General features: G+C 48.5%; 10 protein-coding genes. 6 read left to right on the plus strand and 4 right to left on the minus strand.

All coding sequences use genetic code 11. The features are described from left to right. Positions 1-61: 61 nt before the first annotated feature. Positions 62-922 (minus strand): hypothetical protein, encoded by an 861-nt coding sequence (locus V6668_RS01765; protein WP_076319606.1) that lies wholly within the window; start codon positions 920-922, stop codon positions 62-64. A gap of 147 nt (positions 923-1069) precedes the next feature. Continuing rightward, positions 1070-1978, minus strand: a complete 909-nt coding sequence (locus V6668_RS01770; protein WP_036672999.1) for a LysR family transcriptional regulator — start codon at positions 1976-1978, stop codon at positions 1070-1072. A gap of 407 nt (positions 1979-2385) precedes the next feature. Here V6668_RS01770 and V6668_RS01775 point away from each other — a divergent pair, with 407 nt between their 5' ends. From V6668_RS01775 to V6668_RS01790, 4 genes are all read left to right on the plus strand, one after another. Beyond that, on the plus strand, positions 2386-3402 hold the full coding sequence (locus V6668_RS01775) for an ABC transporter ATP-binding protein (protein WP_076319626.1): 1017 nt from the start codon (positions 2386-2388) through the stop codon (positions 3400-3402). Between the two features lie 70 nt (positions 3403-3472). Further along, the gene (locus V6668_RS01780; protein ID WP_076319605.1) at positions 3473-4546 is read left to right on the plus strand and encodes an ABC transporter substrate-binding protein; all 1074 of its coding nucleotides are present in this window, start codon (positions 3473-3475) and stop codon (positions 4544-4546) included. An 88-nt stretch (positions 4547-4634) separates the two neighbouring features. After that, a complete protein-coding gene (locus tag V6668_RS01785) occupies positions 4635-6305 on the plus strand; it encodes an ABC transporter permease (RefSeq protein WP_076319625.1) in 1671 nt (556 codons plus the stop codon). Continuing rightward, positions 6302-7891: an MBL fold metallo-hydrolase gene (locus tag V6668_RS01790; protein WP_338707564.1), complete on the plus strand. Its 1590-nt coding sequence runs from the start codon at positions 6302-6304 to the stop codon at positions 7889-7891. The genes V6668_RS01785 and V6668_RS01790 overlap by 4 nt, the downstream gene beginning before the upstream one ends. 76 nt (positions 7892-7967) lie before the next feature. Here V6668_RS01790 and V6668_RS01795 read toward each other — a convergent pair whose 3' ends face one another. Beyond that, positions 7968-8528, minus strand: coding sequence for a GerMN domain-containing protein (locus V6668_RS01795; RefSeq protein WP_338707565.1), 561 nt, complete (start codon positions 8526-8528; stop codon positions 7968-7970). 34 nt (positions 8529-8562) lie between these two features. Continuing rightward, a complete protein-coding gene (locus tag V6668_RS01800; protein ID WP_338707566.1) occupies positions 8563-9975 on the minus strand; it encodes an N-acetylmuramoyl-L-alanine amidase family protein in 1413 nt (470 codons plus the stop codon). Positions 9976-10256: 281 nt separating this feature from the next. Between V6668_RS01800 and V6668_RS01805 the strand changes: the two genes are divergently transcribed. Together V6668_RS01805 and V6668_RS01810 are read left to right on the plus strand one after the other, a co-directional pair. Beyond that, positions 10257-11486, plus strand: a complete 1230-nt coding sequence (locus V6668_RS01805; RefSeq protein ID WP_338707567.1) for an anhydro-N-acetylmuramic acid kinase — start codon at positions 10257-10259, stop codon at positions 11484-11486. Between the two features lie 125 nt (positions 11487-11611). Beyond that, positions 11612-12451, plus strand: a complete 840-nt coding sequence (locus tag V6668_RS01810) for a MurR/RpiR family transcriptional regulator (RefSeq protein ID WP_338708880.1) — start codon at positions 11612-11614, stop codon at positions 12449-12451. Positions 12452-12482 lie beyond the last annotated feature (31 nt).

A 12482-nucleotide genomic window follows, 5' to 3' on the forward strand; every position in this document is an offset into this window, starting at 1 on the left:
AAGCCCCTCTCCTACGATGTCCGCAGGAAGAGGAACTTGTCTTTTTAATTAGAGCTTGCGATTAGTATCTTTCCAGAATCGTCTGTGTTTTCAAGCCATCAGCCGGAATCAGCCAGTTGTTGTTCTCCAGTAATTGCAACAGTTGGGTACGCAGTCCGGATACGGCTACAGCATCATCGGTTTTGAAAGAAACCTCTACGATATTCTCAATACCTGTACCTGCTGCGTCACGGATCGGCCATACTTCGAGTGTAAGCTCTTGACCACTCCATGTACCTTCATATCGTTGGAATGTGATTGGACCATATGCACGGGATTGAGTCAATTGCTGCTTGCCCCAGTTGGAGGCAGACCAGTTTTTCAATTTGCCCGGAAGCTTGTCCAGTAACATGTTCAAGGCTTCTTGCTGGGAAGGAAGTTGGACTCCTGTCGCTTTGGTATCGACTTTTTTGGTGTTGGAGAAGCTCAGCGTCTGTTTGCCGTATCCCCAATCAATTTCAGCCTCGTAGTTATCATCTGATTTGTCAAATCCCTCTTGGTTAGCCAGAGTCAGCGCTGCGTTGATATCGCCATTGATCACAGGGTAGCGTTTTTTATAAGTCAATTCGTAGTTATTTTTATCATCCTTTTTGCGAAAACGAACGTTCCATCCTTGTTGATCCAATCCGAGAGCATTGGTGTCGAAGTACTCTACGTTAATATTTCTTGGCGTGGAATTTAGGCCGAGTGTCTGGATCACTTCACTGCGTGGTGTCCCATCTGTATTCAATACAAGTTCCGGCTTGGCCAGAAACTTTACTTCATAAGCAGGAACGGCATTGGCAGCAGCTGAAGCCTGGGGTGCTCCCAGAAATGTCATTCCACTTCCCAATGTTACGATGCTCAGCATCAATGAGGCGGTTACCTTTTTCCACTTTTTCAAAACCAATCACTCTCCTAATCTGGATTAACGTACAGATCCCACTTTATCGCCCGAATATATGAAAGCGATTAAAGGGAAGCGCACATTGCGTTAACCCTGCATAGATTTGATGAATGGCAAACGATAGTTTATAGCGGATCAGGGCAATCAGCCATGGAAAATGGGGAAGCCGTGACTCACCTCTCGCAGCACTTCTTTGAAGCGGTTTACCTGAACGGAAGGGTGGCGGTCCTTGTTATGTACGGTGTATATATGGCGTGGTGCCTGCTCTCCCGGAATGGGAAGAACTTGAATGAGCCCGTGCTGTTCCTCCCACTGTACTGCCATCCGAGACATGAATGAGACATGCCCCCCGATTAACACCAGCTGTTTGATCGCTTCCAGGGAATCCATCTCCACGGTACTCCGCAAACGAATATCATGTTGCGCAAGCCATTGATTGGTTAACCGACGAGTACTGGATTCATTGCCATGTAAGGCAAAAGGAATCTGCGCGATATGATCAGGTGTTAATGTATCCTTCTGGGCCAACCCATGCTGCGGAGAACAGATCAATACTAAGTCGTCTTCACACAGCGTCTCAGCTTGCAGGGCGGGTCCAACAAATGGCTCGGAAGAGATCACTCCTAGATCAATCTGATGTCGAATTAACATCTCGCGAATAACAGGTGATGGTTTGACGGATAAGACGATACGGATGCCCGGGAATTCCTGAGAAAAGGTATTGAGTATGGTGGGCAGTAAATATGTAGCCGGTACATAGCTTGCTCCAATGTGGAGGGTGCCCCGATAGAGACTGTCATATTCCTTTACGACCCGTCGTGCCTCTTGGGTCAGAGCATTGATTTTGACGGAATAATGGAGCAGAGCTTGTCCGGCCTCCGTTAGAAAGGTCTTTCCACTGCGTGATTCGAATAATCGTACACCCATCTCTTCCTCCAATGACTTCATATGAAATGTAACGGTAGGTTGTTTGATCCCCAGTAACTCGGCCACGCTTGTCATGTGATGATGCTTGTCGATCAGTTCAACAATTTGCAATTTGATCAGATTCAATGTCCCGACACTCCTCTCACTTCTACTAGCCCCAATATATAAGATGATCTAATGTTTTTCATAAAGACGGAGAGTACAGAACCAATCTGAAGAAGCGAAGCCAAAAGCTTTCTGGAAGAAAGCTGCTTCGGAAGCATAAGCTTCGCCTTTATCCCCGGATTTCTCCCTTCATAAAGGGAATATAAGAAATCTGGGGATAACAGCGATCGGAAGATGGTGCTGTAATCGAAGCGACAACATGAAAATTAATTTAGTTCACCTACTATAGATTTAATCTATGAACATCAACAGAATTCATCTAAAAAGTTAATTCCAATTTTACATACAAGACATACAACTCGCGAAAGCGGACGTTAGACTGAGAACAGTGCAAGAGATCAAGTAACAGAAGACAGGCAGGGATGCTTATGAAATTAGAGATGACAGGAATTCAAAAATCATTTAATCAAACACCCGCACTGCTGCCGACAGATCTAAAGCTGGAGCATGGAAAGTTCACGACCCTGCTCGGCCCATCGGGCTGTGGCAAAACAACACTGCTTCGCATGTTGGCCGGGCTGGAACAGCCGGACGCGGGGGAGATTCGGGCAGATGGTCAGTGTATCTACTCTGCGGCGAAGCGGATTGACATACCAACACACAAGCGTAATCTGGGCATGGTGTTTCAGGATTTTGCATTATGGCCGCATATGACCGTATACGAAAATGTAGCTTTTGGCCTGAAGGCCGGAAAACAGAAATCTGATCTGCGGCAAAAGGTGAATGAAGCCCTTGGCATGGTTCGCCTGCAAGGGATGGAAGATCGATATCCTCATCAGCTGTCTGGTGGACAGCAGCAACGGGTTGCTTTTGCCAGAGCCGTAGCGGTCAGACCTGGTGTGATCCTGTTCGATGAACCACTGAGCGCACTGGATGCTGTACTCCGGGAAGAGATGCGGATTGAGATGATGTCACTGGTTCGGGACATGGGATTGACTGCGCTGTACGTCACACATGATCAGATTGAAGCGATGTCGATGTCGGATGAGATTGTGGTGATGCAGAAGGGGCGGATATTGCAAAAGGGAAGCCCGGAAACGATCTACTCGGCGCCAAGTGATCCGTATGTCGCTTCGTTTATCGGAAAGTCCAACTGGCTCACGCCTAATCAATCGATGGTGCGTCCAGAGCATGTCACCTGGAACAAAACAGGTCATGACGATCTGTGTTATCCGGGGACGGTACTTAGTGTCAGCTATGTAGGTGAACGTTATGAAGTACGAGTGCAGATGGAAGGGCTTGGCGTGTGGACAGCCTATATGAACCAAAGGGTGCGCGTAGGGGAGCGTGTGCAGCTCTATGTAACCCCTGAGCGGATATGCCGAATGGACGGTTATGACCACCCGAGTATGAAGCAGAATGAAGCGATCGCAGTGGCATATTAAATTGTTGAACGAGCACGCAGTTGGAAGCAGAAGTACACATTTTATAAGAAACCAGGGGAGATGGACGAATATGTTGGGTATGAAAACACGGAAAAAGAGCGCAATGCTGTTATTAACAGCGGTAATGAGTATCAGTTTGTTCGGATGTAGTACAGGGAACTCGACCACAGGCAACGCGGCACAACCCGCGGGCGAAGGAAACACGGCAGCAGCGGCGGAAACAACGAAACCGGCTGGTGGCAAGTTGGTCTTGTACAGTGCTGGCCCACAGAAGCTGGCGGATAACATCGTGAGCGGATTTACAGACAAAACAGGGATCGAAGTTGAGATGTTCCAGGGAACGACAGGCAAAATTCTGGCTCGTATGGAAGCTGAGAAATCCAATCCGGTTGCAGACGTTGTAATCCTGGCCTCTTTACCTTCAGCACAGGCTCTGAAAGCGGATGGACTGACTATGCCTTACCCGAACGCAGCCAATGCAGACAAGTTGAACAAGGACTGGTCGGATGCAGAGGGCAACTATTTTAGCAGCAGTGCTTCCGCACTGGGCATTGTGTATAACACCAAACTGGTATCTACACCACCAACAAGTTGGGCAGAGCTGGCTACGCCTGCGTGGAAAGATGCAGTAAACATTCCCGACCCTACATTATCAGGTTCAGCACTCGACTTCATCACAGGCTACCTGAGTGCGAATGGTGAAAAAGGATGGGATCTGCTGAGTGCCTATAAAGCCAATGGTGTAGCGATGGCAGGCGCCAATCAGGAAGCACTTGATCCAGTCATTACGGGTGCCAAAAGCATCGTAGCAGCAGGTGTGGACTACATGGCGTATTCCTCCAAGGCAAAAGGCGAACCACTGGATATCGTATATCCTGAGGAAGGCACGGTAATCAGCCCAAGACCGGCAGCGATTCTGAAATCCAGTCCAAATGTAGAGAACGCCAAAGCGTTCATTGACTACCTGTTGTCCGATGAAGCACAGAAGCTTGTTGCAGATGCTTATCTGATTCCGGGCCGCGAAGACATTGAAGCGACTAACCGTGCCAATGTGAAGGATATTCCACAACTTAAAGTGGATTGGAACTGGATGAGCGAACATGGCGAAGAGACAGCGGCGCGTTTTTCCGAGACTTTTAAGTAAGAAGAACAAGTATAGAGACAATTAGGCAAAAGGAATACCTGCTGTCTGTGGAAAGTCATGTGAGGTGAACGTAGTGAAACCTGTTGGAATGGACAACAACCGAATTTTTCGGAGAGTGGGCGTGATTCTGGCCCTCTTTCTGCTGACCATAAGTATTGGCGTGCCGCTCTTGCTGATCTTCTGGCAAAGTGTGTATCCGGATGGACAATGGGACTGGATGGCTCCGATTCGCACGATTACAGGTCATCATCTATCAGGTGTATTGCTGAACTCCGTCTGGCTTGGCATCTGCGTTGTAGCGGTAACCACGCTGCTGGCGCTGCCGCTGGCCTGGATGATGGCGAAGACTCGGATGGGTGAGCATCGCTGGGTCGATGTAATCCTGATGATTCCGTTCATGACTCCGCCGTATATCGGATCGATGGGCTGGATTCTGTTTATGCAAAAAGGGGGATATCTGCAGCAATGGGTGCCCTCATCTGCGGGTTGGAGTGAGCTGTTCTTCAGCTTCTGGGGCATGGTGCTCATCATGAGCTTGCACCTGTTCCCGTTCCTGTATCTGCTGCTTCGAGATGCGTTGATCCGCATCGGTGGCAATCTCGAAGAAGCGGGAGCCGTGCACGGTGCACGTGCAGGATACCGTTTCAGACGTATTATTTTACCCTTATTGTTGTCGTCCTACGGCATGGGGATCATGCTGGTCTTTGTCAAAACGATTGCGGAATTCGGAACACCGGCAACCTTCGGGCGCAAGATTGGCTATTATGTCATGACCTCCGAAATTCATAAGTACATCTCCAGTTGGCCGATTGACTTCGGTAAGGCGACTTCGCTGGCATCGGTGCTGTTGTCCGTCTGTCTGGTGATGTGGTATATGCAGTCTGCGATGAGTCGAAAGTTCACGTATCGTCTGGTTGGTGGCAAAGGGCAACGTTCGAAGCGATATTCTCTTCGTGGCGGAGCAGGATGGTTATGCGGGGTGTATCTTGCGATTCTGTTGATCCTGTCGATAGGTATCCCGTATTTCTCCATCATCGCCGCTTCGACCATGAAGTTACGGGGATCGGGAATTGCATTTGATAATCTGACCTTGGATCATTACAAAGAGCTGTTATCTTGGGGATCGGTGAGCATGAAGGCCATCGGGAACAGTCTGGGATTATCCCTCGCGGCTTCAACCGTTGCTGTTATTATCGGAACTGGATTTGCGCTGGCGATCGGCAGATCATCTTCATTCATGCAGCGTGTGATTGACTTGTTCAGTCTGTTGCCTAATACGGTGCCGGGTATCGTGATGGTCGTGGGTCTGATTCTGTTCTGGAACTCACCCTGGATGCCAGTTACGTTGTATAACACCTACGGCATGGTTGTGCTCACGTACGTTGTGCTCTTCTTGCCTTACACGGTGCAGTATGTAAAATCGAGCTTTACCCAGATTGACGGAACATTGTTCCAAGCTGGGCAAGTGTTTGGCGGGAAGCCACTGTATATTCTGCGGCGAATCCTGATCCCGCTGATCCTGCCCGGCATGCTGGCGGGTTGGATGATGACCTTTACGATTGCTACCCGGGAGCTGGTAGGTTCGTTATTGATTCTTCCGCCGTCGATGCAGACGTCGGCTACGTATATTTTTGCCCAGTTTGAACAAGGTCAGGTATCACTGGGAATGGCGATGGCCGTTGTGACTGTAGGTATGACGGTGCTGATGCTGCTTGGAATTGAACTGCTGAATTCAAAGAGAAAGTGGAATGCATCATGATCAAACTGAACGTATGGGGCGGTGCAGGGGAACATGGACGTTCCGCCTATCTCCTGAGCGGGAGCAATGTTCGCCTTTTGCTGGATTGTGGTGTGAAAAAAGAAGGCACGGGCGAATATCCGCTGATTGACCCGGAGATTGTCCCGCAACTGGATGCGGTCCTCTTGTCCCACGCCCATGAGGACCATTCGGTCGCTATCCCTTTACTGTATAAGTTGGGCTACCAGGGTGAAGTGTGGACGACGAGGGAGACGAGGGCGCAGCTGCGTACGTATTTTGCCAACTGGCGTAGGTTTGTAGAGCGTGTAGGGGAAGAACTTCCTTATGATGAAGCAGATGAGCAAGCTATTCGTTATCGGTATCTGGAGGATGAGGTTGTATCCCAAACCTGGTTCGAACCCATTCCTGAAGTAAAAGTGATGTGGGGACGCAGTGGACATCTGGCCGGATCGGTGTGGTTTGGGGTTGAAATGGAAGGTAAGCGGATTTTTTATTCCGGGGACTACACGTCCGAATCGATGCTTTTACAGGAGGATTGTCCAGCGGAGGCGTTCTGGCAGACAAGCATGCTTCGTGAGAATCCGGTGTTCGATGCTCCGAGCAGCGAACAGTGGAGTACGGAGGAACTAATCGCTATAAACTGTGGGCAAAAGGCTGGAGAAATCATAACGTCACCAGATCAGACATCTGTTGCATCAGAAGCGTCGTCAAGAACACTTGTATCCATGGAGATACCCATGAAGCAGAGAAATTTCACATCCAATGGAGCAGATGGAACAGTCAGAGCAGGCAGAGTAAACGTAGCAGACGCTGCGCCAATATCTTCCGTCGGGCTGGTAGATCTGGCGATCGTTGATGCGGCCTACGGTACGGACCAGGATACACAGGCCGACAAACTGGAACAGCTTGAACGAGCCATTCGCCAGACGATTGCTCAAGGTGGAAAGGTGCTCTTACCTATGCCTGTCGTAGGGCGTGGACAGGAGATCATACTGTGGGCACAGCAACAATTCCCGGCTATCCCAATCGTAGTAGAACAAGGGCTGGTAGACGGCATGAAGCAGCTTATGCATGTTCCGTATTGGTTGAGGGAGAAGGGAGAGCATGTCATCGGAAGTTCGTTGAAAGACAAAATTGTTGGCTTTCTGACTGGACGAGGATGGGATCTGCCTACGACCACCCAAGAGCGGGAACAACTGTTGGAACATCATGCTGCTTCGCTATGGTTCATTCCGGACGGCATGATGCAGTCCTCGCTTGCCCGTTGGTATTATAGTCAATTATCGGACAGGGAGGAGAATCTGATTCTGCTCACCGGGCATGTTGCTCATGGTACATTTGCTGATAAGCTGCTACAGGTTCCTGACAAGTATGGAGCATGTGAAGTACGGAAAATACGTTATAAAGTGCATCAGGGCTGGAAGGATGTTGAACGGATGCTGCATCAGGTTCCAGCAAGGCACACGGTCCTTGTGCATGGTGACCGGGCAGAGACGGACAGATTAAAAGAAGGTTTGCTCAGAAATAGCCCGTCACTGGGAACAGTTATACATTCACTGTCTGCTGGTGACGAGCTATATGTGTGAATTGTGCATGAATCGAATTGATGCGTCAGATTGGAACGTCCCTGGGGACGTTCTTTTTCCATTGTTGTCTGATCATTTAGGGTTCACGATGAATGGGGTGGTCCAGTTCGGCATGACCCATCAAACTATCAACGGCTTCACCATCCACCAGTATATCCAGGCTGTTCACTTCATCAAATTGAAACATCGTTGTAGTTAAAGCTTCCAATGCGAGCAATTCTCCACTGGTACCGAGATTGGCTTCAGCGGGGATATGAACATCCAAAGTCACTGTACCCTCAACATATTGGATAGAGAGCAATTCCACCTGCTCCCAGAGGGAAACAAGCTCCGAATCGGTGTTCGTTTGCAACGCTGCAAATGTTTTTTCATATTTTTCGGAATCATCCTTGTATTCAATTTCCTGCTCTGTTTTCTCAAGCTCAAGTACCTGAGAGTCTGCCAAATATACATCGACGACTTGTGTATTCATTGTGCCCAGATCCACCTCCGTTTCGGATGGGTTTGGTGACTGCGTCTGTCCTCCCTGAACAGCAGGTTCATTTGAACCGGATTGGCTCACTGGCTTCTGTGCACATCCAACTCCGATAAGGATCAAGCATGATAATATAAGTGCACAACCTAACTTCTTATTCAAAGAATCACTTCCTTCATTTGATTTATTTGATAATTTATAGGCCCAAATACTCCTTGATTCCATCGGCTATCGCTTGAGCGGCTTTCATCTGAACAACTTCGGACGACATCAGTTCTTCATCGAGTACATTACTCAAGAATCCCACTTCCAAAAGCACTGCAGGCATGGTCGTGTCTCGGATTACTTCCAAGTTGCCATTCTTCACACCACGATCTCTGAGACCCATGGCTTTCACCAAACGTTGATGAATGATAGTAGCTAATTCCTTGCTGTTACTGCGTTGATAATAATATGTCTCTGTACCTGTGGCTTGGGGGGCGGACTTCACACTATTGCCATGGATAGATACAAATACATCTGCATTTAATTGATTGGCGAGCTGAACACGCTCAGGACGGGTCGGATAGGTATCACCTTCACGAGTCATCACCAATTCGATATTAGGTTCATTGAGCAACAGGGCTTGTACTTTGTGAGCCAATGCCAGGTTGTATTCTTTTTCGGGTTTGTTCGTGATGCTGATCGTCCCCGGGTCACTGCCACCGTGTCCTGGATCGATGACCACAACCTTGCGTCCTGAATCGCCTACTGGAGTGACTGGAGCAGGTGTGACATTGTCTCCCGCAACATTCAGATCAATAATCAGTTTATCGGCAATGATGTTCTGGCTGTACTGGACATCCTTCACATTATTCAATTCTACGACAATGCGAACTTGTGCCGGTTCTCGTTTGAACAGTGAATATCTCACTTCTGTCACATTGGGATAACCGCTCACATCCAACTTGCCATTGAGTCCTTGATCCAGCGGCTGGGAGATATCACCAAAGGTGGCTCCAGGCAAGTCCACAACCAGACGATCAGGGTACTTGAGGGTTGTTACTACCGGCTGAACGGCCCCATCGGTGGATAAAACGAGCTGATTATTGGCAAATTGGATATCGGTAACCTGAGCGGTAGAGCTTGAATCCCCTTTTCCAGGACTATTTCCTGGTTCAATAGCAGGTTCCTTACTAGTGTTCGTTAAGTATACGATCTTATCTTGATTGTTCCATCTCACCTTAAGCCCCATCTGTTCACTGACAAACCGAATGGGAACCACCAGCGTTTTATTCAAAATCTGCGGTGCTGTGTTCAAATTGACTTGTTTGTCAGCAACCATGGCTTGCTTTTGATCGACGGTTAGGGAAATCGTCTGTTGATCTTGCTGAATTTTTACAGTGCGTGCTTGTTGGTTCCAATCGACTTTGAATTTCAAATTTTCGGCAACGACACGAATCGGGATCATCACGTTTTTATTGATAATCGTCACCTGTACATCACTTGGGAGGACTAATTCCTCTCCATCCATAAAGATTTTCGACGTGCTTGCAGCGGCATTTCCCTGATTAGGGAGCAAAACGAGTAAGAACAGACTCAAAAACAGTAGTAAAATGGTTTTCTTCATTATGCACCTCGACTAATATTAGATCATTTTCTTAATACCAAAATATCCCTACATATTATAAACGGTAAAAATGTAAAAATGTTTCTCTTCTGATATCTAATTATCAATTGATGGAAGAAAACATGATGTGTGATCGCAAATGGGATGAATATCTCTCTTTTATTTTCAATGATGTAATTAAATTTCATATAATGTTTGACTTGTGAAATTTAATATCATATACTGGGTGAAATTATGGCAGGATGACGTGTTCATCGGGTCTTGCAGGAGGTTGGAAGTGGATGGATACAGGCAGCTATCCGATGTGGGAGAAGTATCGTTTGAAGCAGGAGCATCTGGTCATCGGACTAATGTCAGGAACGTCACTTGATGGAACTGACGCGGCACTGGTGCGTATTCAAACCGATATGAGCGGGGCATTACAGCAGATCGAGCTGGTTGATTTCGTCTGTGTGCCGTATTCGAATGGATTGAGAGACCTACTGATCCGGTTATGTTCACCGAGGACGGCGCGTGTCGACGAGCTGACAGCCGCGCATTTTGGTGTATCGGAGTGGTATGCGCATAGCGTTACGGAACTGATGCAGTCTGCTGGTATCTCAACGCAGCAGGTGGATATGATTAGCATGCATGGGCAGACGGTATGGCATGCTCCTGTAGCATCTGCATTTCCAGGGCCAACGGGAGCAAGTATTGATGTGGTATCGACATTGCAGATCGGTGAATGTGCTGTCGTTCGAGAACGGACAGGACTGCCAGTGATTGGCAACCTGCGGGCAAGGGATATGGCCGCTGGTGGGGAAGGTGCCCCGCTTACGCCTTATGCGGATGCTCTGATGTTCCGTAGCCCGACGGAAGGACGGCTGGTGCAGAATATCGGTGGTATTGGCAATGTGACGGTGCTTCCCTCCGAGTCATCTACCGAAGGTATTTCGGCTTTTGATACGGGACCAGGGAATATGGTGATGGACGCCATTGTGCGGCAGGCAACGGATGGGCGGCAGCATTATGATCCGAATGGAAGTATTGCCGCACAGGGAAAGGTCGATCAGGGTCTGGTAGACCTGTGTTTGGAGGATGAGTATTTCAAAAGACTTCCACCGAAAAGTACCGGGCGAGAAGTATATGGAACCGCGTATGCAGTGAGACTGATGGAGATGGCCGCAAAGCGTTCCTTATCTCTTGAAGATACGCTGGCTACTGCCACCTGTCTGACCGCGGAAACCATCGTGCGTGCAGTGAAAGATTTTATTCTGCCCAAGGTGCAAATATCGGCCATGCTCGCGTGCGGTGGTGGCACTTCCAATGCCACGTTAATGGAGATGATCCGTCAGAGACTACCGAAGGATATCCGTTTGGAGCGAACGGCAGATCATGGTATACCCGATGATGCTCGGGAAGCCATTGGATTTGCTTTACTTGGCCATGAGGCACTTATGGGAAGAACCAATACACTTCCAGCAGTAACCGGCGCAAAACACGCCGTAATCTCGGGCAATCTCACACTTTAGTGAGACCTGAATTTAATATGAGTTCAGTTATGGAAGGGCGAGGAATTCGATTAGACGCGAGTGGAATTATAAGATAAAATGCTTGTACATGAATGCAGTACGGAAAGGAGGAGCGAATGGAAGGCATGAAAGGTGGACTTGTACGTTTACGCGCATTAATGGATGACTTGACCCCGTCCGAACGGAAGATCGGAGCTTATATTCTCGATCACCCGCAAGAAACTGTTCAATCCTCGGTGGCCCAGTTGTCTGAACGGAGTGGAGGTAGCCCAGCTGCCATTATCCGTCTCTGCAAATCACTAGGTGTAACGGGTTTTCAGGAGCTGAAGCTGAAGATTGCCGGAGATTTGCAGACGAGTGAGCCATATCAATATACGGAGATTCGTCCCCAGGACTCCATGGAGAGCATTATTCAGCATGTGTCCGCAAACAATATTCAGTCGGTGAAGGATACGGTTCATATTCTGGACCCACGTCTGGTGGAAAAAGCCGTGGACGTGCTTCATCAGGCAAACCGGATCTTTTTCTATGGAGTAGGGGCCTCCAACCTGATTGCGCTGGATGCACATTACAAGTTCATGCGAATCAATCGCACAAGCTTTTCGTTCGCCGATCCGCATATGCAGATTTCGTCCGCAACGACGCTTCGTGAGGATGATGCGGTGGTATGTATCTCGTATTCAGGGGAGACGTCGAACGTAATCTCCTGTCTCAAGCATGCTCATGATGGCGGTGCAGCGACAATCAGCATTACCAAGTGGGGCAGCAATACACTCAGTAGTATGGCGGGTGTGCCCCTGATGATTACTTCCACCGAAAGTGATATCCGAAGCGGAGCAACTTCGTCACGCATTGCACAGCTGAACGTGATCGACATTTTGTATCTGGCGATTGCTAGCCGCGACTACAACCAGTCGGTGGAGTATTTGGAGAAGAGCCGACAGGCTATTCTGGAGCACAAGTGAAGTAAAACCATATGAATCCCTTTCTGTTTAT

The organism is Paenibacillus amylolyticus (assembly GCF_036894225.1).
GTDB lineage: Bacteria > Bacillota > Bacilli > Paenibacillales > Paenibacillaceae > Paenibacillus > Paenibacillus amylolyticus.

What these genes read in the sequence shown, in the direction of transcription:
- V6668_RS01780 (WP_076319605.1), top strand. Translation starts at nt 3,473, where the DNA reads ATGTTGGGTATGAAAACACGGAAAAAGAGCGCAATGCTGTTATTAACA.
- V6668_RS01800 (WP_338707566.1), bottom strand. Translation starts at nt 9,975, where the DNA reads ATGAAGAAAACCATTTTACTACTGTTTTTGAGTCTGTTCTTACTCGTT.
- V6668_RS01785 (WP_076319625.1), top strand. Translation starts at nt 4,635, where the DNA reads ATGGACAACAACCGAATTTTTCGGAGAGTGGGCGTGATTCTGGCCCTC.
- V6668_RS01790 (WP_338707564.1), top strand. Translation starts at nt 6,302, where the DNA reads ATGATCAAACTGAACGTATGGGGCGGTGCAGGGGAACATGGACGTTCC.
- V6668_RS01775 (WP_076319626.1), top strand. Translation starts at nt 2,386, where the DNA reads ATGAAATTAGAGATGACAGGAATTCAAAAATCATTTAATCAAACACCC.
- V6668_RS01810 (WP_338708880.1), top strand. Translation starts at nt 11,612, where the DNA reads ATGAAAGGTGGACTTGTACGTTTACGCGCATTAATGGATGACTTGACC.
- V6668_RS01805 (WP_338707567.1), top strand. Translation starts at nt 10,257, where the DNA reads ATGGATACAGGCAGCTATCCGATGTGGGAGAAGTATCGTTTGAAGCAG.